This window comes from Thalassobaculum sp. OXR-137, from assembly GCF_034377285.1.
GTDB lineage: Bacteria > Pseudomonadota > Alphaproteobacteria > Thalassobaculales > Thalassobaculaceae > Thalassobaculum.
On sequence record NZ_CP139715.1, the window covers coordinates 5,376,336 to 5,398,202 of the forward strand.

17 protein-coding genes and 2 pseudogenes are annotated in these 21,867 nt (G+C 67.4%); 7 read left to right on the forward strand and 12 right to left on the reverse strand.

The window, feature by feature from the left end:
* Positions 1–146: 146 nt before the first annotated feature.
* Positions 147–1,319 (reverse strand): magnesium/cobalt transporter CorA, encoded by a 1,173-nt coding sequence (gene corA, locus T8K17_RS24945; protein ID WP_322332416.1) that lies wholly within the window; start codon positions 1,317–1,319, stop codon positions 147–149.
* 150 nt (positions 1,320–1,469) lie between these two features.
* Between corA and T8K17_RS24950 the strand changes: the two genes are divergently transcribed.
* A complete protein-coding gene (locus tag T8K17_RS24950; RefSeq protein ID WP_322332417.1) occupies positions 1,470–2,291 on the forward strand; it encodes a DUF3108 domain-containing protein in 822 nt (273 codons plus the stop codon).
* Here the strand turns inward: T8K17_RS24950 and T8K17_RS24955 are convergent.
* The 4 genes from T8K17_RS24955 to T8K17_RS24970 all read right to left on the reverse strand — a co-directional run bounded on the left by T8K17_RS24955 (position 2,283) and on the right by T8K17_RS24970 (position 5,890).
* Positions 2,283–3,077, reverse strand: coding sequence for a MaoC family dehydratase (locus tag T8K17_RS24955; RefSeq protein ID WP_322332418.1), 795 nt, complete (start codon positions 3,075–3,077; stop codon positions 2,283–2,285). The two genes, T8K17_RS24950 and T8K17_RS24955, sit on opposite strands and share 9 nt — an antisense overlap.
* 2 nt (positions 3,078–3,079) lie before the next feature.
* A complete protein-coding gene (locus T8K17_RS24960) occupies positions 3,080–3,868 on the reverse strand; it encodes an SDR family oxidoreductase (RefSeq protein WP_322332419.1) in 789 nt (262 codons plus the stop codon).
* A 182-nt stretch (positions 3,869–4,050) separates the two neighbouring features.
* Entirely contained in the window at positions 4,051–4,944 is an 894-nt protein-coding gene (locus T8K17_RS24965; protein ID WP_322332420.1) for a DMT family transporter, read from the reverse strand.
* A 10-nt stretch (positions 4,945–4,954) separates the two neighbouring features.
* Complete coding sequence (locus tag T8K17_RS24970) at positions 4,955–5,890, reverse strand: helix-turn-helix domain-containing GNAT family N-acetyltransferase (protein ID WP_322332421.1); 936 nt, start codon at positions 5,888–5,890, stop codon at positions 4,955–4,957.
* 282 nt (positions 5,891–6,172) lie between these two features.
* Between T8K17_RS24970 and T8K17_RS24975 the strand changes: the two genes are divergently transcribed.
* Entirely contained in the window at positions 6,173–7,711 is a 1,539-nt protein-coding gene (locus tag T8K17_RS24975; RefSeq protein ID WP_322332422.1) for an altronate dehydratase family protein, read from the forward strand.
* A gap of 19 nt (positions 7,712–7,730) precedes the next feature.
* Positions 7,731–8,228, forward strand: a complete 498-nt coding sequence (locus T8K17_RS24980) for an NUDIX domain-containing protein (RefSeq protein ID WP_322332423.1) — start codon at positions 7,731–7,733, stop codon at positions 8,226–8,228.
* A gap of 209 nt (positions 8,229–8,437) precedes the next feature.
* Here T8K17_RS24980 and T8K17_RS24985 read toward each other — a convergent pair whose 3' ends face one another.
* From T8K17_RS24985 to T8K17_RS25010, 6 genes and pseudogenes are all read right to left on the reverse strand, one after another.
* On the reverse strand, positions 8,438–8,752 hold the full coding sequence (locus tag T8K17_RS24985) for a GIY-YIG nuclease family protein (RefSeq protein ID WP_322335001.1): 315 nt from the start codon (positions 8,750–8,752) through the stop codon (positions 8,438–8,440).
* A gap of 213 nt (positions 8,753–8,965) precedes the next feature.
* A complete protein-coding gene (locus T8K17_RS24990; protein WP_322332424.1) occupies positions 8,966–9,622 on the reverse strand; it encodes an isochorismatase family cysteine hydrolase in 657 nt (218 codons plus the stop codon).
* Positions 9,623–9,694: 72 nt separating this feature from the next.
* Positions 9,695–12,370, reverse strand: coding sequence for a pyruvate, phosphate dikinase (ppdK, locus tag T8K17_RS24995; RefSeq protein ID WP_322332425.1), 2,676 nt, complete (start codon positions 12,368–12,370; stop codon positions 9,695–9,697).
* 133 nt (positions 12,371–12,503) lie between these two features.
* Positions 12,504–13,154 (reverse strand): annotated as a pseudogene (locus tag T8K17_RS25000) (DALR anticodon-binding domain-containing protein); the annotation flags it as partial.
* Positions 13,155–13,409: 255 nt separating this feature from the next.
* Positions 13,410–14,921, reverse strand: a pseudogene (gene glyS / locus T8K17_RS25005) (glycine--tRNA ligase subunit beta); the annotation flags it as partial.
* Positions 14,914–15,882, reverse strand: coding sequence for a glycine--tRNA ligase subunit alpha (locus T8K17_RS25010; protein ID WP_322332426.1), 969 nt, complete (start codon positions 15,880–15,882; stop codon positions 14,914–14,916). The pseudogene glyS and the gene T8K17_RS25010, both read right to left, overlap by 8 nt.
* Before the next feature lie 202 nt (positions 15,883–16,084).
* Between T8K17_RS25010 and T8K17_RS25015 the strand changes: the two genes are divergently transcribed.
* Complete coding sequence (locus tag T8K17_RS25015) at positions 16,085–16,369, forward strand: hypothetical protein (protein WP_322332427.1); 285 nt, start codon at positions 16,085–16,087, stop codon at positions 16,367–16,369.
* A 12-nt stretch (positions 16,370–16,381) separates the two neighbouring features.
* Here the strand turns inward: T8K17_RS25015 and T8K17_RS25020 are convergent, their stop codons facing one another.
* Positions 16,382–17,935 carry a peroxidase family protein gene (locus tag T8K17_RS25020; protein WP_322332428.1) on the reverse strand — a complete coding sequence of 518 codons (1,554 nt, stop codon included), beginning with the start codon at positions 17,933–17,935 and terminating at the stop codon, positions 16,382–16,384.
* 233 nt (positions 17,936–18,168) lie between these two features.
* Between T8K17_RS25020 and T8K17_RS25025 the strand changes: the two genes are divergently transcribed.
* The 3 genes from T8K17_RS25025 (at position 18,169) to T8K17_RS25035 (ending at position 21,731) form a co-directional block, all read left to right on the forward strand.
* Positions 18,169–18,942, forward strand: a complete 774-nt coding sequence (locus tag T8K17_RS25025) for a glucose 1-dehydrogenase (protein WP_322332429.1) — start codon at positions 18,169–18,171, stop codon at positions 18,940–18,942.
* 3 nt (positions 18,943–18,945) lie between these two features.
* The gene (locus tag T8K17_RS25030) at positions 18,946–20,727 is read left to right on the forward strand and encodes an acyl-CoA dehydrogenase (RefSeq protein ID WP_322332430.1); all 1,782 of its coding nucleotides are present in this window, start codon (positions 18,946–18,948) and stop codon (positions 20,725–20,727) included.
* A gap of 131 nt (positions 20,728–20,858) precedes the next feature.
* Positions 20,859–21,731, forward strand: coding sequence for a 3-hydroxyacyl-CoA dehydrogenase family protein (locus T8K17_RS25035; RefSeq protein WP_028795299.1), 873 nt, complete (start codon positions 20,859–20,861; stop codon positions 21,729–21,731).
* Positions 21,732–21,867 lie beyond the last annotated feature (136 nt).

A 21,867-nucleotide genomic window follows, 5' to 3' on the forward strand; every position in this document is an offset into this window, starting at 1 on the left:
AATACGAGAAGCGGCACCTTGGCGGGCGGGCCGCACCATTACCGGGGTCTGATCGAGCCCCCGCCAGCGCCGCGATACATGCCATCGAACGGGGTCTCGCTCAAGCGCCCGATAGCGGGCCGGCGGGCGGCCCGACCGTCCGCGGCCTAGCCGGCGCTGCCGCCCGAGGGACCGCCGTCGCGGTTCCGCCGCCGGCGCCGGGTCGTCGGCGGCTTGATCCAGTGCTTGCGCAGAAAGAAGACGAGCATCCCCAGCCCACACACCGCCATCAGCCCCAGTGCGTAGGGATAGCCGTACCGCCAACCCAGCTCCGGCATGTTCCATTCGGAGACCGACCGGTCGAAGTTCATGCCGTAGAGGCTGGCGATGAAGCTCAGCGGCATGAAGATCGTCGCGATCAGCGTGAGCATCTTCATGATGTCGTTGAGCCGGGCGTTCATGCTGGAGTGGTAGACGTCCGACAGGTTGGAGGCGATCTCGCGCTCGGTCTCCACGATGTCCATGAGCTGCGCCACGTGGTCGTAGCAGTCGCGCAGGAAGATCCGGGTATGGCCGTCGATCAGCGGGGTGTCGTCGCGGATCAGAGCGTTCACCAGGTCGCGATGCGGCCAGATCGACCGGCGCAGGTCGAGCAGGTCCCGGCGGATGCGGTAGACCTCGTGGATCTGCCCCTGCTGCGGATGCAGGGTCACCGCCTCCTCCAGATGCTCCAGGTCCTCGCCCAGGATCTCGACCGCCGGGAAATACCCGTCGATCACCGCGTCCATCAGCGCATAGGCGAGATAGCCGGCGCCGTATTGGCGCATCCGGCCGTTCTCCCGGCGCAGGCGCTCGCGCACCAGCTCCAGGCAATCCGCCCGGTCGTCGCGAAACGACAGCACGAAGCCCTCGCCCAGCAGCATGGCCATCTGCCGCGTCTCCACCCCGCGGGTCTCCGGCGCCATGCGGGTCACGATGAAGAGCTGGTCGTCGTATTCCTCGAGCTTGGGCCGCTGGTGGACGTTGATCACATCCTCCAACGCCAGTCCGTGCAGCCCGAACAGGGCGCCGAGCCGCTCGATGAGCCCGATATCGGCGAGGCCGGTCACGTCGATCCAGAGGGTCGGCACCGTGCCCTTGAGGGCTTCCACATCCTCGACAGATAGATCGTGCCGCTCGAAGAACTGGCCGTCGCCATAGCCGAAGGCAGAGACGGCGGAGCCCCGCGCCTCGGGATCTGCCACCAGCGTGCCCGGCGCCGATCCGGGCCTGGTGCGCCGCCGGTGCCGCCTGCGGATCGGTCCGGTCGCCGGGGTCTCAGTCGGGTCCGTCGCACCCATGGTCGGCCTGCCTTGCTCTGTCCGCTGTCCTAGATGTAGACGGCGGCGGCGATCTTCTGAAGAGCCTTAGACGTGCGGCGGGATATTGACGTCGGCCCGCTGCGACCGATCTTTATAGAAACAAGGTTAACGTCGCCGCCGGAGAAATTCGTGAAGCGCCTTCTTCTGGCCTCCCTCCTGATCACCTGCGCCACGCCGGCCGTCGCCGCCGGCGGGCCGATGCGCGCGACCTACGAAGTCTATTTCGGCGGGTTGCACATTCTCAGCGCGCAATCCGAATTCGCGCCGGAGCGCGGCCGCTACGCGGTCACCGCCAATGCGCAGACCCGCGGCATCCTGGACGTGTTCTTCAGCTGGCGCGGGGAGACCCGGTCGGCCGGCCGGTACGAGAACGACCGCGCCGTCCCGGACAAGCACACCAATTTCGGCTGGCGAGGCGACGAGCGCCGGTCGGTGATCCTGACCTACGGCCCCGACGGCGAGGTGATCTCGACCGCGATCGACCCGGCCCCCGATCCCGAGGAAGTCACCGCCCTGCCGGAGAACGCGGAAGCGGGCACCATCGACCCGCTTACCGTCATCGCCCAGGTCTCGCAGACCATGAGCCGGACCGGCAGCTGCGACGGCGAATTCGCGGTGTTCGACGGCCGCCGGCGCTACGACCTGCGGGTCAGCGACCGGGGCACGGAAGTCCTGCCGGCGACCAGCTATTCGATCTTCAGCGGCGAAGCCCGGCGCTGCCGCATCGACTACGCGATGCTCGGCGGCGCCCGGAAGGCCCCCAACAAATACAGCAAGACCGCCCGCGACCGGGTGGTGTACGTGGCGCAACCGGTGGGAGACGGGCCGGCGATCCCGGTGGCGCTGAAGATCGAGACCGATTTCGGCACCCTGATGGCCCATCTGACCGGTGTGGAGGTCCCCAAGGACCTCGCCCTCGGCGAAGAGACGCCGCCCCGCGGCTCACGCTGAGCCGGACAGCACCTCCATCCGCAGGTCGCAGGCCACCCGGCCCTCGGCATTCAGCGCGCAGAGATGCGCCTGCCGGCGGTCCGACGCGGCGGTCTCGACCAGGGTCAGCGGATCGTCCCAGAACACCGGCCGTTTGAACTGGGCGATCAGGATCGCCATCGGCGCCGCCCGCAGGCGCTGCGCCAGATACCCCGCCATCCAGGTCATGGTCATGAGCCCCTGGGCCAGCGGCGCGCGATAGCCGTAGCGGGCGGCGAATTCCGGATCGAAATGGATCTCGTTGCCGACCGATTTTGAATAGGCGACCACGTCCTGGGGCTGCATCACCTTCTCGGCGACGATCGTGCCCGGCACCGGCTCCGGCGGCGCGGACGCCGCACCCGAGCGCCCCTTCATCTTCTCCAGGTCGGGCAGCAGGCGGATATGCTCCGAGACCACCGCCAGGCTGCGATCGGCCCGGCGGACCTCGAAGCGCTGCACGATGCGCCTGCCGCGCGGCACCACCTCGTTCGAGACGGTCTCGCCGGAGAACAGCACCGCTTCGCCAAGGGCCAGCGCACCGGACAGGGTCAGGCGCTGCTCAACATGGATATAGCCGTCGATCTCCTGTCCCGCCGCCGTCATGGCGCGGAACCCGTCATTGCCCCACAGGGTCGGCTCAGTCTGCCCGGCCCAGACGGCCGGATCGAGCGCGCAGGCGCTCAACGCCTCCGCCTGGGCCGCCGGATCGCGGGACAGGGTGGCCTCGGGAAACCGGAAGCCGGGGATCAGGGTCTCGCCGGCCATCCTCACTCCTCGATCTCGGCGGCATCGACCATGCCGCCATAGACCGTGTAGCCGCCATCCACCGGCAGGTTCACCCCGGTCACCGTGCGGGCGAGCGGCGAGGCGAGGAAGATCATGGCGTCGGCGATGGCGCTCGGCGGCAGCATCTCGCCCAGCGGGGTCCGGCGGCGGATCTTCTTCTCGTCGATCTTTCCCTGGTCGATCAGGTTCTGGACCAGCGGCGTGCGGATATAGCCGGGGGCGATGGCGTTGACCCGGAGGCCCTTCTGCGCCCATTCGCAGGCAAGGTTGCGGGTCAGGCCGACGATGCCGTGCTTCGCCGCCGTATAGGCGTTGCGCCGCGGCAGGGCGAGGATGCCGGCGATGGAGGAGATGTTGATGATCACCCCATACCCGGCGGCGATCATCTCCCGCGCGGCCCGCTTCGACATGACGAAGGTGCCGGTCAAGTGCACGTCGATCAGCCGCTGCCAGTGGTCGGCGGTCTGGTCGATGGTGTCGAGAAAGGTGTCGGACATGCCGGCACAGTTGATCAGCACGTCGAGCCGGCCGAAGGCGTCCATGGTGCTCGAGACCAGCCGGTCGGCCGTCGCCTCGGTGGAGACGTCGCCGCCGAGGCCGATATGGCCGTCGCCGAGGGTCGCCGCCTGGGCCTGTGCGGTGTCCTGGTTGAGGTCGGCGATGGCGATCCGCGCGCCGCGTTTGGCGAAGGCCTGGGCGGCGGCGAAGCCGATCCCGCTCGCCCCGCCGGTGATGAGCACAGCCTGACCGGTGAAATCCGTATCGGACATCCGTTTCCTCCTGGATGGATCCGCGCTTTCCCGGACGGGCGCGCAGTTATCCCGGAAGTCTAGGACGCGCCGATCCTCCGCGTCATCCCGTGGAAAAGCGGCCGCCACCCTCCTCCCTTCCACTCCCAACGACGTCATCCCGGTGAGCTCCGGGCTCGACCCGGAGCTCACCGGGATGACGGTTAAGGAGAGGAGGACGCTTGAGACAGTGCCAGCCGCATGCCCAGGATCACCAGCGCCAGCCCGGCGAACAGGCCGAGGCCCAGGGTCTCGTCCAGCAGCAGCGCACCCAGGGCCGACGCGGTGATCGGCGCCAGCGCCAGGAACAGGGTGACTTCGGTCGCCGCCATCTCGCGCAGGGAATACAGCCAGGTGATGTAGCCGATACCGCTCAAGATGCCGATGAAGGCGACGATCCCCCAGGGGGCGGCGCCCAGGGCGTCCCAGCCGATCGGCGGACCGTCGAAGGGCGACAGTGCGGCCAGGAACAGCACCGACGCCCCCATGGCGAGGCCGCTGACCTGCACCGTGGGATAGCGGGTCAGGTAGGGCCGGTAGAGCACCGAGCACACCGCGCCGGTGAAGGCGCTGGCCAGGGCGGCGGCGATGCCGATCCACAAGCCCGCCCCTCCCGCCTCGCCGATCAGCCGGTCGCTCAGCGCCGCCGCCACCCCCAGGGTGGTCAGGACGGCACCGGCCAGCCGGCGCAAGGTCAGCGCCTGACGGCCGAGCAGAGCCGAGATCAGCACCGTCTGCACCGGCATGGTGGCGAACATCAGGCTGCCCAGGCCGGCGGAGATATGCACCACCGCCAGATTCAGCAGGGCGACCAGAATGCCGAACTGGCCGATGCCGAGAGCGGCGATGACCCAGAGATCGCGCAGCGGGATCCGGCGCCAGCCGAGATGCACCGCCAACGGCAGGATCATGGAGGCGCCTATAGTGTATCGGAACAGCGCCAGCACCGTGGGCCCGAGATCGTCGACCGCCACCCGACTGGCGACGATCGAGAGACCGACCTGCACCCCCGTGAAGGCCGCGGTCATGACCGCGAGGGGCGGACGCCCCGTGCTCATCGCGCGGTCGTCACAGGTCGCGTTCCCAGGTCTCGGCCACCATGGTCGCGCCGAAGGCGTTCATCGGCTCGGCGGCGACGCACTCGAACCCGGCCTTGCGGTAGATCTCGCGGGCGGCGGTGAGGATGTCGTTGGTCCACAGGGTCATGCGGGTATAGCCGGTGGAGCGGGCGAAGCGCATCGCCTCCTCGGTCAGCCGCTTGCCGATGCCGAGGCCGCGCGCCCGCTCGTCCACGAACAGCATGCGCAGCTTGGCGGTGGTCTCGTCCGCATCGACCACGAAGACTGAGCCGACCATCTCGCCGTCACGCTCGGCGATCCAGCAGCAATGGCGGGCCGGGTCGAATTTGTCGATGAAATCGGCGGCGATCCGGGCGACCAGCGCCTCGAAGCTCATGTCGAACCCGTATTCGGCGGCATAGAGCCGGCCATGGGCGGCGATCACCTGGCCCATGTCGCCCGGCCGGTGCGGCCGCAGCAGATAGGGCTCGCCCGGGGCCGCCTGGGGATCGAGGATCGCGCGGATCCTGCCCATGGCCGATAGCAGCCGGTCGCGGTCGGCCGGTGCCAGCTCGGCCAGCGCCTCTGCCGCCACCACATTGGCGCGGTCGTACATCGGCGTGAAGGCGGCCCGGCCGGCCTCGGTCAGCGACAGGCGCCGGACCCGTCCATCGTCGGCGTCCGGGGTCGTGGCCACCCAGCCCTTGGCCCGGAAACCCTTGAGCAGGCGGCTGACATAGCCCGGATCGACCCGGATGTCGGCGCTGATCTCCTTGGCGGTGGGGCCGTCGCGATGGGCCAGCTCGTAGAGCACCCGCATCTCGGTCAGCGAGACGGCACTGCCCTGATGATCCGGTCCGAGGGCGCCGATATAGGCGGTGTAGAACCGGCTGAACTGGCGGAACGCGGCGACTTCGGGGGCGAGGGTGGCGGCTGGATCGATCATGTAGATGACGGTAGCACTTAATTACATGCTGATTACATACAAATTTGTCATCCCGGTGGCCTCTGGACCCGATCCAGAGGTCGACCGGGACCCTGCACGTGGCGCCTGGACCGGGTCCCGGCCGAGCCCCGGGTCAAGCCCGGGGTCTCGCCGGGATGACGCGGAGGGTTGAGGTGTGGACTTATGTCACCCGTTTCGGCCCGCCGCCGCCCGCGCTATGCTCGCCGCGTCCGCGACGGACCAACGAAAAACGACCATCGATTTCGCCAGGGAGAACCCGCCATGTCCGCCTCTTCGGACGCCAAACGCCTGACCGTGCGCCTGAGCAAGGCCGACAACGTCATCACCGCCCGATTCGACCTGACCCCCGGCGTGGAGCTGTCCGGCGAAGGCGTGGCCACGAAATCCGCAATCCCCGCCGGACACAAGATCGCCACCCAGCCGATCGCGGCGGGCGAGCCGATCCGCAAGTACGACCAGATCATCGGCTTCGCCACCGAGGCGATCGAGCCCGGCGCCCATGTCCATGTGCACAACGTCGAGATGAAGGACTTCGAGCGCGACTACGCGTTCGGCGCCGACGTGAAGCCGACCGCCTATTTCAACAACAGCGAACAGGCGACCTTCCAGGGCTTCAAGCGCGACAGCGGCCGCATCGGCACCCGCAACTATATCGGCGTGCTGACCAGCGTGAACTGCTCGGCCACCGCGGCGAAATACATCGCCGAGGCGATCACCCCGCAGGTCCTGGAGCAGTATCCGAATGTCGACGGCGTCGTGGCGCTGACCCACTCCACCGGCTGCGGCATGGCGGGAGACGGCGAGGGCTACGCCAATCTGCAGCGCGTCTTGTGGGGGATGGCGCGGCATCCGAACTTCGCCGGCGTGCTGATGGTCGGGCTCGGCTGCGAGGTCAACCAGATCGACTTTCTGCTTGAGGCCTACGGCATCAAGCGGGGCGACGGCTTCCAGACGATGAACATCCAGGATGCCGGCGGCCTGCGGAAGACCGTCGACTGGGGTGCGGGCATGATCAAGGAGATGCTGCCCAAGGCGAACGAGGCCGGCCGCAGCACCTGCCCGGCGAGCGAGCTGACCCTGGCCCTACAATGCGGCGGGTCGGACGCCTATTCCGGCATGACCGCCAACCCGGCCCTCGGCGAGGCGGCGAACCTGCTGGTCCGTCACGGCGGCACCGCGGTGCTGGCCGAGACGCCGGAGATCTACGGGGCGGAGCACCTGCTCACCCGCCGCGCGGTCAGCCGCGAGGTCGGCGAGAAGCTGGTGGAGCGCATCAAGTGGTGGGAGGATTACACCGCGCGCAACGGCGGCGAGATGAACAACAACCCCTCCCCCGGCAACAAGCGCGGCGGCCTGACCACCATCCTGGAGAAGTCGCTGGGCGCGGCGGCCAAGGGCGGCACCACCAACCTGACCGGCGTGTACAAATACGGCGAGACGATCGACGCCAAGGGTTTCGTCTTCATGGACAGCCCCGGCTACGACCCGTGCTCGATCACCGGCGAGGTGGCCAGCGGCTCCAACATCGTCGCCTTCACCACCGGCCGCGGCTCGGTCTACGGCTGCAAGCCGGCACCGTCCCTGAAGCTCGCCACCAACACGCCGATGTACACCCGCATGTCCGACGACATGGACATCAACTGCGGCGAGGTGCTGGACGAGGGCATCTCCATCGAGGAGATGGGCCAGCGGATCTTCGACCGGCTGCTGGACGTGGCGTCCGGGTCGCCGACCAAGTCGGAGGCCCAGGGCATGGGCGACAACGAGTTCATCCCGTGGCAGATCGGCGCGGTGATGTGATCCGGCGCACCGGGGTTTCATGAGCGGATCCTTCACCGACAGCTATCTCGGTCAACTCCGCAAGATCATCGGCCCGCGCCCGGTCCTGATGCCGGGCGCGCGGGTGATCGTCGAGAACGCGGACGGCGAGGTGCTGCTGATCCGCCGCGGCGATTTCAAGCTCTGGGGCTGGCCTGCCGGTTCGGCCGAGATGGGTCAGACGATCGAGGACACCGCCCGCGCGGAGCTGGAAGAGGAGACCGGCCTCGCCGCCCGAAGCCTGGTGCCGGTGGGCTTCGCCAGCGATCCGGTGGAGGATCGGGTGGAGTACCCCCATGGCGACGTGCTCTACGCCTTCTCCATGATCTTCCACGCGACCGAGTGGGACGGGGATCTGCGGGCCGATGGGCACGAGAGCCTGGACGTCCGGTTCTTCCCCCAGGATGCGCTGCCGGAAGACCGCACGAGGCCAGTGCTGCGGACCCTGGAGGCGTTGCAGCGCTACAAGGCGAGCGGCGGGGTGTTTCAGTTGATTTAGACTGTGCGCCCGGTGTCGCGCCGACACTGTGTAGAACTGGCCTCGCAGGAGTTCGGTTGCGGAGCGGACGGCCGGAGCGGATGGACCCGACGGAATAAAGGTCCTGGATCGCCCCCCGGATCAGGTCCGGGGAGGCGTCCAGGAAGTCGATGAAGGTTGGAGATAAATAAACCGACTTCCTGGAAGCGGGCCGGACCTGATCCGGCACGCTATCCAGGACCGTGCTCCGCCCCATCCCCACTCACCAATCCGTACCAGAGGTCGTGCCAGTCCGGATTGCGCTCCTCGATCAGCGCGATCTTCCAGGCGCGGCGCCAGCCCTTCAGACGCTTCTCCCGCAGGCGGGCGACCTCGAGGGTCTCGAAGGGTTCGAAGTAGACCAGCCGCGTCACATCGTACTTGGTCGTGAAGCCGGGGATGAGCTTCTCGCGGTGCTGCTGCACGCGGCGGACGAGGTTGGACGTCAGGCCGATGTAGAGAGTGCCGTTGCGCCGGCTGGCGAGGATGTAGACGCAGGGGTGTATGCCCGCGTCATGGAAGGGCCAGAACGCTTTTTTCGACGGCCGGGGGTCGGAGCGGGGGAGACGTCTGCGTCAGGGTCCTGGATCGCATCCCGGATCAAGTCCGGGACTGCGTCCAGGAAGTCGTTCTTTTTAAGATTTACCGATTTCCTGGAAGCGTGCCGGACCTGATCCGGTGCGCTGTCCAGGACCGTGGCACATCGGGTCAACCGCCAACTACCCCCTCAGCCCCGCCAGCACCCGCTGCGTATCGCTGACCCAACCGAACAGGTTGTTCTCGCCGTAGATCAGCGAGATCGCCGCCGCGTGCAGTTCCGGCGTGGTCGCCGCACAGGCGTCCTCCACCGTCAGGCAGCGGAACCCGCGGTCCACCGCCTCGCGCAGGGTGGAGGCCACGCAGCATTGGGTGGTCACGCCCATCAGGATCAGCGCCTCAATCCCTCGGGCACGCAGACGCTCTTCCAGATCGGTGCGGTAGAAGCTGCCGAAGCCCGGCTTGTCCAGCACCAGCTCGCCCTCGGCGGCCCGGCATTCGGCGATGTGGTCCTGGCCGGGCTCACCGCGGATGAGAAAGCGGCCGAGCGGGCCGTCGCGGCCGGCCACCTTTCGGTCGCGCTTCAGGGCGTGCATGTCGGAGAGGTCGGGGGCGTAGCCCTCGCGGGTATGGACCAGCATCAGGCCGGCGGCCCGGGCCGCGGCGATCAGGGCCACGGCGTAGGGGATGATCGCGCGCATCGGCGCGATGTCGTCGCCCAGGGCGGCCACCATGCCGCCGGGGTCGAGGAAATCGCGCTGGAAGTCGATGGCGACCAGCGCGGTGGTGGCGGGATCGGCCGTGAAGCTCAGCCCGACATTGCAGGAGATCGTGCCCATGGAACCGGTTTAACCGGAACCACGGGCACAGACCATCCGCTTATTCACCCGGCGCGCGCTACTCGGCGGCTGCTACTCGGCCGCCGCCTTCTCCTGGGCGATGGTCGCCTGGGCCGCCGCCAGACGGGCGATCGGCACGCGGAACGGCGAGCAGCTCACATAGTCCAGCCCGACCTCCTCGCAGAAGGCGATGGAGGACGGGTCGCCGCCATGCTCGCCGCAGATGCCGAGCTTGATGTTCGGACGGGTCTTGCGACCGCGCTCGGCGGCGATCTTCACCAGTTCGCCGACACCCTGCTGGTCCAGGCTGACGAACGGATCGACCTCGATGATGCCCTTCTCCTCGTAGAAGTGGATGAAGGCGCCGGCATCGTCGCGGGACAGACCGTACGTGGTCTGGGTCAGGTCGTTGGTCCCGAAGCTGAAGAACTCCGCCTCCACCGCGATCTTGTCGGCCTGCAACGCGGCGCGCGGCAGCTCGATCATGGTGCCGACCAGGTAGTCGACCTTGATCCCGGTTTCCTTGGCGACCTCTTCGGCCACCCGGTCGATGATCGCCTTGATGATGCGGACTTCGGCATCGGTGGCGGCCAGCGGGATCATGACCTCCGGCAGCGGCGCCTCGCCGCGCTTGGCGATCTCGGTCGCCGCCTCGAAGATCGCCCGGGCCTGCATCTCGGAGATCTCGGGATAGCTGATCGCCAGACGGCAGCCGCGATGGCCGAGCATCGGGTTGCTCTCGGTCAGCTCGAGCGCACGGCGCTTCACCGTCTCCACGGAGACGCCGGCGGCCTTGGCGACCTCCTCCATCTCCTCTTCCGTATGCGGCAGGAACTCGTGCAGCGGCGGGTCGAGCAGGCGGATGGTGACCGGCAGGCCCTCCATGATCCGGAACAGCTCGATGAAGTCGTCGCGCTGCATCGGCAGCAGCTTGGCCAGGGCGGCGCGGCGGCCGGCCTCGGTGGTGGAGACGATCATCTCGCGCATGGCGACGATGCGCTCGCCCTCGAAGAACATGTGCTCGGTGCGGCACAGGCCGATGCCCTCGGCGCCGAAGTCGCGGGCGACCTGGGCGTCGGCCGGGGTCTCGGCATTGGTGCGGATGCGCATGCGGCGCGCCGCGTCGGCCCATTCCATGACCTTGGCGAAGTTGCCCGAAAGTTCCGGCTGGATCGTCGGGACCTCGCCCAGCATGACCTCGCCGGTGCCGCCGTCGATGGTGATGCGGTCGCCCGCCTTCACCTCGGTGCCGCCGACGAAGAACGTCTTGTTGGCGTAGTCGACGCGGATGCTGCCGGCACCCGACACGCAGGGACGGCCCATGCCGCGGGCGACGACCGCCGCGTGGCTGGTCATGCCGCCGCGGGTGGTCAGGATGCCTTCCGCGGCGTGCATGCCGTGGATGTCCTCGGGGCTGGTCTCGATGCGGACCAGAATCACCCGCTCGCCCTCGCGGGCCGCGGCCTCGGCGTTGTCGGCGGAGAACACCACCTTACCCGAGGCGGCACCCGGCGAGGCCGGCAGGCCCTTGGCGATGACGTTGCGCTCGGCCTCGGGATCGAGGGTCGGGTGCAGAAGCTGGTCGAGGCCCTGGGGCTCGATGCGCGACACCGCCTCGCGCTCGGAGATCAGGCCCTCCTCGCACATGTCGACGGCGATCTGCAGGGCGGCGTGGACCGTACGCTTCCCGTTGCGGGTCTGCAGCATGTACAGCTTCTTCTGCTGCACGGTGAACTCGATGTCCTGCATGTCGCGATAGTGCGTCTCGAGCTTGATGCGCACGTCGTCGAGCTGCTGGAACACCTCCGGCATGACCTCTTCCATGGCTGGCAGGTCGGAGCCCTGCTTGCGCTTTGCGGCGACCGTCAGGCTCTGCGGGGTGCGGATGCCGGCGACCACGTCCTCGCCCTGGGCGTTCACCAGGAACTCGCCGTAGAACATGTTCTCGCCGGTCGACGGATCCCGGGTGAAGGCCACGCCGGTGGCGCAGTCGTCGCCCATGTTGCCGAACACCATGGCCTGGACGTTCACGGCCGTGCCCCAGCTCTCCGGGATGGCGTGCAGGCGTCGGTAGACATTGGCCCGCTGGTTGCGCCAGGAGCCGAAGACGGCGGTGATCGCACCCCAGAGCTGGTCGCGCGGATCCTCGGGGAACGGCTCGTCCAGTTCCTCCTTCACCTTGGCCTTGAACTGGTCGACGAGCTTCTTCATGTCGTCGGCGCTGAGCTCGGTGTCGAGGGAGACGCCCTTCTCCTCCTTCGCCAGTTCCAGCAGTTCCTCGAAATGGCCGTGGTCGACGCCCATGACGACGTCGGCATACATCTGGATGAAGCGGCGGTAGCTGTCATAGGCGAAGCGCGCGTCGTTGCTGCGCTTGATCAGCCCTTCCACCGTGGTGTCGTTGAGGCCGAGATTGAGGACCGTGTCCATCATGCCCGGCATGGAGACGCGGGCGCCGGAGCGCACCGAGACCAGCAGCGGGTTCTCGGCATCGCCGAACATCATGCCGACCTCGTCCTCGATCTTCTTGATCGCCACGTCGACGGCGTCGGAGAGATCGTCGGGATACTGCTCGCCGTGATCGTAATAGTAGGTGCAGACCTCGGTGGAGATCGTGAAGCCCGGCGGCACCGGCAGCCCGATGGAGCTCATTTCGGCCAGGTTTGCGCCCTTGCCGCCCAGCAGGTTGCGCATATCCGCGCGCCCCTCGGCCGAACCGCCACCGAACCCGTAGACCCACTGTGTCATGCTGCTTTTCCCTCGATCTTCTAGAAGACGGGCGGTTCAGATCAAAGCGAGCTGAACCGTCAATCGTCCTCTGACCTATTACAGATAGAGCAAACTCACGGGATCGGACGGCGTCATCCGATTCCTTGTTGCTCTAGCCTTCGACCCGCGAGAAATCGGCGATCTTTCCCATCACCATTCTGACGGCGTCGAGCAGGCGCAGGCGATTTGTTCTCAGTGCCGCGTCATCGGCATTGACCGTGACCGCATCAAAGAATGCGTCGATCGGCCCCCGTAGGTGAGATAGGGACGCCATTGCACTGGTAAAGTCCTCAGCGGCCAAATGGTTCCCGATCTCGGCCTCGGCCGCCCGCACGGCATCATACAGCGTCGTCTCCTCCGCCTGGGCGAGAATCGACGGATCGATACGGTCGGCGAAGGCGGCATCGGAGGCGGAGAACGGCCCGTCCTTCTTCTCCTCGGCGCGCAGGATGTTCGAGGCGCGGCGATAGCCGGCCAGCAGGTTCGCCCCGTCGTCGGTGGCGAGGAAGTCGCTCAGCGCATGGACCCGGGCCAACAGACGAACCAGATCGTCCTCGCCGCCCAGCTCGAACACGGCGGCGATCAGATCATGACGCACCCCCTGCTCGCGCAGGTGGACCTTCAGGCGGTCGGCGAAGAAGTCGAGGAGCTTAGACTGAAGCCACTCCCGCCAGTCCCGCATGTTTTCCCAACAGTTCTCTACATCGTCGTCGAGCTCATTAGGCTGATTGCCCACCAAACCATCGCGGTATCCCCCAGCCTTCGACGATAAGAGGCCAACAAGTTGGGCAGCATTTTTCAGAGCAGGGATGCGCTCTAACACATCCTCATCCCCGAACATCTCGGCGTTGAAATCGGCCTCACTACATCCGCGGTCGCGAATGAAATCTCGTCCCACAGCGTAGGTAAAGCCGCCAAAGCGATTGGTAGGTTGAAACGTGTCGTGAGGTGATCCGGCGGGTGCGGAACTCGTTAGAGCACTGACCGTTTCGATTGGGATCGCTTCAACAAAAATCCTTAGAGAAGCGTCCAAAACTCTTGCAAGAGGCACACGCAGCCCGTTCTCGATGATCAGCCGGATCACGCCGAGGGCGGCGCGGCGCAGGGCGAACGGGTCCTTGGAGCCGGTCGGGGTCTCGCCGATGGCGAAGAAACCGACCAGGGTGTCGATCTTGTCGGCCATGGCGACGGCGACCGAGACCGGTGCGGTCGGGCAGGTGTCGGTCGGGCCGACGGGCGAGTAGTGCTGGGCGATGGCGTCGGCCACCTGCACGTCCTCGCCGGCATCCAGCGCGTAGTAGCGGCCCATCAGGCCCTGCAGCTCGGGGAACTCTCCGACCATGCCCGTGGTCAGGTCCGCCTTGGCCAGGGTCGCGGCGTGGCGGGCGGTGTCGGCATGGGCGCCGACCATCGGCGCGATCTCGGCGGCGAGCTGCGCCACACGCTCGACCTTGTCGGCCATGGTGCCGAGCTTGTCATAGAATTTGACGTCGCGCAGGGCGTCCCGCCGGTCGGCCAGTTTCACCGCCCGGTCCTGATCCCAGAAGAACTTGGCGTCGCTCAACCGCGCGCGCAGGACCTTCTCGTTGCCGGCGGTGATGTTGGCGTTGCGGGTCTCCTCGCTCGCCATGTTGGAGACCAGGATGAACCGGTCGGCCAGCTTCCCGTCCTTGGTTTCGACGGCGAAATACTTCTGGTGGCTGCGCATGGAGGTGACCAGCACCTCCGGCGGCACCGACATGAACTCGGCATCGATCCGGCCCATCAGCGGCACCGGCCATTCGACCAGGCCGCAGACCTCTTCCAGCAGGCCCGGATCGTCGCGCAGGAGCAGCCCTTCGGCCTCGCACAGGGCCTTGGCCTCGCGCAGGATGGTCTCCTTGCGGTCCTCGCGGTCCAGCATCACGAAGGCGCCGCCGATCTCGGTGCGGTACTCATGGAATGAGCCGACGGTGACGGCGTCCGGCGCCAGGAAGCGGTGGCCCCGGGTCTCGCCGGTGAAGGTGAGCTGGGTCTCGCCCAGGTCCAGGCCGCCGTCCAGCACCGCGCCGTCGAACACGGCGAGGATGTGGTGCAGCGGGCGCACCCAGCGGAAGGTGTTGCGGCCCCAGCGCATGGATTTCGGCCAGGGCAGCTCGCGGATCGAAGACAGGATGATCTCCGGCAGGACGTCGGCGGTCGCCTCGCCCTTCTTCTCGATCACCACGAACCAGAACTCGCCCTTGCCGGTGTCGCGCTTCTCGCACTGGTCGAGGGTCAGGCCGGTGGAGGCCAGGAAACCCTGGATCGCCTTTTCCGGCGCGTCCACGCGCGGGCCGCGGCGCTCCTCGCTGACATCGGGCTGCTTGTCCGGCAGGCCGTCGACCACCAGGGTCAGCCGGCGCGGCGTCACATAGGCGTCGGCGCTGGAAAACTCCAGGCCAGCCGCCTTGAGCTTACCGGTGACGAGCCCCTTGAGGTCCTCGGCGGCGCGCGCCTGCATGCGCGCCGGGATCTCCTCGGAGAACAGCTCCAGAAGCAGTTCAGCCATGGTTCTTCTCGGAGCGCTTGGCCTCCGCCTTCTTCTTTTCCCAATCCGCCTTCCAGGCGGTGCTGACCTCGACCCACTTCTCGCAGCAGCCCTTGGCCAGCGTGCGCACCCGGCCGATATAGGCCTGGCGCTCGGTCACGCTGATCACGCCGCGGGCGTCCAGCAGGTTGAAGGAGTGACCGGCCTTCAGGCACTGGTCATAGGCCGGCAGCGGCAGGTTCGCCTCGAGCAGCTTGGCGCACTCGGCCTCGCAGTCCTTGAAGCGCCGGAAGAGCTGGTCGGTATCGGCGTATTCGAAATTGTAGGTCGAGAATTCCAGCTCCGCCTGCTTGTAGACGTCGCCGTAGACCTTGCCGCCCTCCTCTTCCGGGATGCCGTCCCAGTCGAGATGGTACACGTCGTCCACGCCCTGGATGTACATGGCGAGGCGTTCCAGGCCGTAGGTCAGCTCCAGGCTGACCGGCGAGCAGTCGATGCCGCCGACCTGCTGGAAGTACGTGTACTGGGACACTTCCATCCCGTCGCACCAGACTTCCCAGCCGAGTCCCCAGGCGCCGAGGGTCGGGTTCTCCCAGTCGTCCTCCACGAAGCGGATGTCGTGGGCCATGGGATCGAGGCCGATGGCGCGCAGGGAGCCGAGATAGAGTTCCTGGCTGTCGACCGGCGACGGCTTCACGATCACCTGGAACTGGTAGTAGTGCTGCAGCCTGTTCGGGTTCTCGCCGTAGCGGCCGTCGGTCGGGCGGCGCGAGGGCTGCACATAGGCGGTGCGCCATACGTCGTCCGGACCGAGCGAGCGCAGGGTCGTCGCCGGATGCGACGTACCCGCCCCGACTTCCATGTCATAAGGCTGAAGGATCACACAGCCCTTGCTCGCCCAATAGGCTTGGAGCGTCAGAATCAGGGACTGAAAATCGGTGCGTGGCTGATGCGCAGTGCCGGGCCTGTCGCCGTCGGGCATGTCTCGTCTCTCGCGGGATTTCGCGGGTGCGGGAAACTAGACGGGCGCCGAGACCAAATCAAGGAGCGATGCCGTCATGCCGCACTGCGGTGTGCGCCGGGTAACGCCCTGGAAAGACTCCCGAACCGCCCGACGATACGACCGAAGGAATGGAACCGCACCCCCACCGGTCTCGTTATCAGACCGAAAGGTGGTTATCGACATGGATAAGGTTCTCATCATCCTCAGCATGTTCGGTTGCTCCGATGCGGGCACCCAGTGCGATCTGCTCGACACCCGCGCCGAGGTCTTCCAGTCCCGCGCGGCCTGCGAGCGCCAGATCGATTCCTCGATCGAGACCGAGATGGACGCCCCCTACCCCACGATCATCGCCAATTGCGGCACGCCCGAAGAGACCGCGCTGATCGTGAAGGATCTGGCGCCCGACGCGTCGGACGGCTCCGCCGTGGCGGCCAACAATCAGGCGGCACCGCACCCCAATTCCTGACGCCGGACCGGATCAGCGGCGCAGCCCGGCATAGCGCACCAGATCGGTTAGCGAGCCGATCGTGGTGGCGTTGAAGCCTGAGGTGATCTCGATCCCCCGAGCCGTGATCGACCGGTTGCCTGGATGGTTCACGTAGCTGCCGGGATCGGCCCGCAGCAGGCCGACGATTGTCTCCGCCAGCAGCCGGCTGCCGACAGGGCCGAGGGTGCGCCCGCCGGCGTGCAGTTCGGCCTCGCGCAGGACATAGAACCAGAGCGGCGTGCGCGCGGCGAAACCGCCGGCGCGAACCGCCCGCGCCAGGACCGGATCGTCGCCCGCGACCTGCGACGCCGACATCGGCGCAAGGCCCATGCCCGCGGCCACGGCCTGACCAGTCGGCAGGCAGCTGAGATACCCCTCGACCAGCAGACGCTGGGCATTGCCCGTCATCGCCCGGACCGCGGGGGTACGGCCGCCGAGGCCGTGGGCGAGACCCTGGGTCAGCCGCGGGCCGATGGTCCGCGCCCGCTGCGGGCCGCAACCGCCGTCCTGGGACAGATCGACAAAGTTGCGCCAGGCGATCACCGCCTCCGGCTTCAACCGCCGGTCGGACCCGAGCAGACCGCTCGCCGGATCGCGGATCTCGTCGACCGTCAGGCTCGACCGGTCGTTCACCCGATAGAGCGGGCGGGTCATCGACTCGGAGAAGGGCATGGCCGCCAGCACCGCCTCCAACGGCATCGCCGGCGTTACGGCATCTGGATCCGGACGGAAGAAGCGGGGACCGTTGGCGCGAATGTCGGCCAGGACCTGCGGATCGCAGGCCGCGGGCAGGAACTCGTTCGCCACCAGATACTGATAGGTCCAGCGCACCAGCCGGCGGGTCTGGCTCCACCGGCTCTGATCGGAACAGCCGTGGGTGCTCTCGAAGACCACGTTGTTGAACCGCAGCCAGGCCGCATGAAACTGGCTCAGGATCAGGCAGCGGTCGCTCCTGGCGTCGCCGGCTACCGCCCTGCCTTCGGCCATGCCTTCCACCTCCCGGGGCAGGTCGAGCAGCCCGTCGCAGTCGAACCGCACCTTCAGCCGCAGCCCGTCATACAGCCGGTCGGCGCTGGCACCGATGCGCTCGGGACAGCCGGGGGCCGCCTCCAGGCTCGGGCCGTCGCCGTAGACGCTGGCGAGGTCGAAGCGGGGCTGCCGGGCATTCGCGATCCGGCCGACCAGCGATGCCGGCGGCATCGGCACCAGCGTGCAGTCCGAGACCGCGTCCTGCGGGCGCGCGGGGAGCGGAGCAGGACCGTTGTCGCGCTCCACCCGGGCGACCAGGTCGTGGGCTATGAACCGGGCGAAGTAGGTCATGATCGCCGGCACGCCGCTCTCTGCGCGGATATCGGACTCGGTGCGGGTACCGGGGTCGCCCATGGCGGCGCCGAGATCCAGCAGCGCGTTGACCGTGTCGTCGCTGGCCGGCAGCAGGCAGTCCGGCGACCGGGCCGCCTCCTCGAACAGATAACCGAAACGGCTGCACCCCGCGGCCCGTCCCTCGGAATCCCCGCCATCCTGGTGGCTGATATGCATGTCCATGTCCTCTTCCCTGCCGAAGAGGCGGCTCCCCGCCCGCCTGGATCCCTCAAGATCCGGCGTTCTTCTGCGCCTTCCGCGGGGGCGGGGCAGTGGCCTTTGCCACGCGGTTAACAAGAAATGAACGCACAGGGCTTTCGCTGTCTCAGATGGGATCGCGGTCCGGTTGTGGGGTGGCGCGCCGATCGCGGGGCGGCTATGAGTCGGCCAGCATTTCGACCGAGGAGAGCCCGTCCATGGCCAACCGTTTCGACCTCACCGGCAAGACCGCCCTCGTCACCGGGGCGAGCCAGGGACTGGGGGCCGGCTTCGCCAAGACCCTGGCCGAGGCCGGCGCGAAGGTGGCCCTGGCCGCCCGTCAGACCGGCAAGCTGGAAGCCCTGAAGGCCGAGATCGAGGCCGCCGGCGGCACCGCCGCCGCCGTCGCCATGGACGTGACCGACCCGGGCTCCGTCTCCGCCGCCTTCGACGCCACGGAAGCCGAACTCGGGGTGGTGGACATCCTGGTGAACAACGCCGGCATCGCGGTCACCAAGCCGTTCCTGGAAGTCACGGTGGAAGACTGGGACTCGGTGCTCGACACCAACCTGAAGGGCTGTTTCCTGGCCGGCCAGGAGGCCGCGCGCCGGATGGCCGCCCGCCACGGCGAGGGCGGCGACGGCGGTTCGATCATCAACATCGCCAGCGTGCTGGGCCAGAGCGTGATCGGGCACCTGTCGGGTTACTGCACCTCCAAGGCCGCGCTGATCCAGCTCACCAAGTCCATGGCCCTGGAGCTGGCGCGGGTCGGCGTGCGGGTGAACGCCCTGGCGCCGGGCTATATCGAGACGCCGATCAACACCGAGTTCTTCCACACCCCGGCCGGCGAGAAGCTGGTCAAGGGCATCCCCCAGCGCCAGCTCGGCCAGTCCGAGGATCTGGACGGCGGCCTGCTGCTGCTCGCCTCCGACGCGTCCAAATACATGACCGGGACGGTGGTGACCGTCGACGGCGGCTTCCTGGTGGCCTGAGCCATGGCAGCACCCCTGATCGATCCGCGCGACCTGGACTTCGCCCTATGGCTGGTCCTGGATGCCGAACAGCTCACCCGCTATGAGCGCTTCGCCGATCACGGGCGCGAGACCTTCGAGGCGGTGATCGAGACCGCCCGGCGCATCGCGGAGGAGAAGTTCCGCCCGCACGCCGCCAAGGCGGATGCCAACGAGCCCTATCTGGAGAACGGCAAGGTCGTGCTGATCCCGGAGATCGGCGAGGCGGTCCGCGCCTTCGCCGAGGCCGGGTTCATGGCCGCCCATCACGATGCCGACCGCGGCGGCATGCAGCTCCCCTGGACCATCCAGCAGGCCGCCTTCGCCCATTTCAAGGCGGCCAACGTGCCGACCGCCGCCTATCCGTTCCTGACGATCGCCGCCGCCAACCTGATCCACGCCCACGGCTCGGAGGAGCAGCAGCGGCTCTGGATGCAGCCGATGCTGGAGGGACGGTTCCTCGGCACCATGGCGCTGTCCGAGCCGCAGGCCGGCTCCTCCCTGTCCGACGTGCGCACCACCGCCCGGCTGCGCGAGGACGGCACCTATGCCATCAAAGGATCCAAGATGTGGACCTCGGGCGGCGAGCACGAGATCTCCGAGAACATCGTCCACATGACGCTCGCCCGGATCGAGGGCGCACCGGCCGGGGTGAAGGGGCTGAGCCTGTTCATCGTGCCGCGCTACCGGCTGGACGAGGCCGGCAAGGCCGCGGCGCCGAACGGGGTGCGGCTGATCGGGCTGAACCACAAGATGGGCTATCGCGGCACGGTCAACACCGCGCTCAGCTTCGGCGAGGAGGACGACTGCATCGGCTGGATCGTCGGCGAGCCGAACAAGGGCCTGCTGCAGATGTTCCACATGATGAACGAGGCGCGCGTCGGCGTGGCCTTCGGCGCCATCATGCTGGCCTATCAGGGTTATCTGGAGAGCCTCGCCTATGCCCGCGAACGGCCCCAGGGCCGCCATCCGGGCGATAAGGATCCGACCACGCCGCAGCTTCCCCTGATCGAGCATGCCGACGTGAAGCGGATGCTGCTGCAGCAGAAGGCGGTGGCCGAGGGTGGGCTGATGCTGGCGCTCGATCTGGCGCTGCGCATCGACCGCATGAACCACGACCCGGCCCCGGATATCCGCCGGCGCGAGGGCATGCTGCTCGACTTCCTGACGCCGATCATCAAGGCCTGGTTCTCCGACCAGGCGCTGGTGGCGAACCACAACGCGATCCAGATCTTCGGCGGTTACGGCTATACCCGCGACTTCCCGGTCGAGCGGTTCTATCGCGACAACCGGCTGAACCCGATCCACGAGGGCACCAACGCGATCCAGGCGATCGACCTGCTGGGCCGCAAGGCGTCGATCCATCACGGGGCCGCCTTCTCTGCCGTGATCCAGGAAATCGACGACGCGATCATCCAGGCCGCCGAAATCCCGGAAGCCGCCGAGATCCGAGACGCCACCCGCATCGCCCGCAACTGGCTGGTGGACACCACCCGCGAGCTGACCCAGGCCGCACCGGAGATCGGTCCGATCCACCTGCTGGCCAATGCCGAGGCGTATATGGATCTGGCCGGGCTGGCGGTGTTCGGCTGGATCTGGACCCGCCAGGCGGTGGCCGCCGCACGGGAGGGTGGCGACTTCGCCCAGGGCAAGCTCGCCGCCGCCCGCTACGTCGCCCGCTGGGAGCTGCCTAGGGCCGAACAGCGCGCCCGGCTGCTGCAATCTCTCGACGCCACGCTTGTCGATGTGCAAGAGAGCTGGTTCTAGAGTGCGATCGGATCAGATCGGAACGGTCTGATCCGTGAATCGCCCTCTGACCTATTAACTTTAGAGCAAATGTGAATTTGCTCTAGGACATACAAGCGCTCAATAGCTCACCCGTTCTGGAGGACGATCCCATGACCATCCAACGTCTCGGCGTATGCGGCGCCGGCATGATGGGTTCCGAAATCGCGCTGGTCTTCGCGCTCGCCGACGTCAAGGTCCGGCTGATGGACGCCAGCCAGGAGTACGTCGACAAGGCAATGGCCAAGCTGGAGAAGACGCTGGATTCCGGCATCGGCCGCGGCTTCTTCGCCGAGGAGGACAAGCCCCGGGCGCTAGCCAATATCGAGACCTTCACCGACGTGTCGACCTATGGCGACTGCGACCTGGTGATCGAGGCGATCACCGAGGATCAGGAAGCCAAGGGCGCGCTCTACAAGGAGCTCGACAAGGTCTGCAAGAAGGACGCGATCATCGCGTCGAACACCTCGTCGATCTCGATCTCGGTGCTGGCCTCCTACTTCTCCGAAGAGCGCCAGGGCAATTTCCTCGGCCTGCACTTCTTCTCCCCGGTCAGCCGGATGAAGCTCGTGGAAGTGATCAGCGGCATGGACAGCGATCCGGAGGTGGTGAAGCGCGCCACCGCCATGGTCGAGCTGCCGGGCAAGACCCCGATCCAGGTCAAGGACGTGGTCGGCTTCGCGGTCAACCGCATCCTGTTCGCCATGTGGGACGAGGCGATCCGCCTGGTCGAGGAAGGGGCCGCCACCCCGGCCGATATCGACACCGGCTGCCGTCTCGGCCTCGGCCACCCGGTCGGCCCGTTCGAGCTGATGGACAACATCACCATCGACCTGACCCTGAAGGTCAGCCAGATCCTGGAAGACGCCTATGGCGACCGGATGCACACAAGGCCGACCATCAAGCAGCTCCACGCCGCCGGCCGCCTCGGCCGCCGCTACGGCCGCGGCTGGTACCGCTACCAGGACGGCAAGCGGGTCGACTGAGCGCCCGCCGCTCGTCGTCTCTCCTCCCGGAGAGGGAACAGCGCATAAAAGATGCATGGGAGGCGGAATCCCGCCTCCCCCGTTGCCCTGGCGGATCGTTTCCTTTAACAGAGGGCGCCACCTGACGGTGGAACTG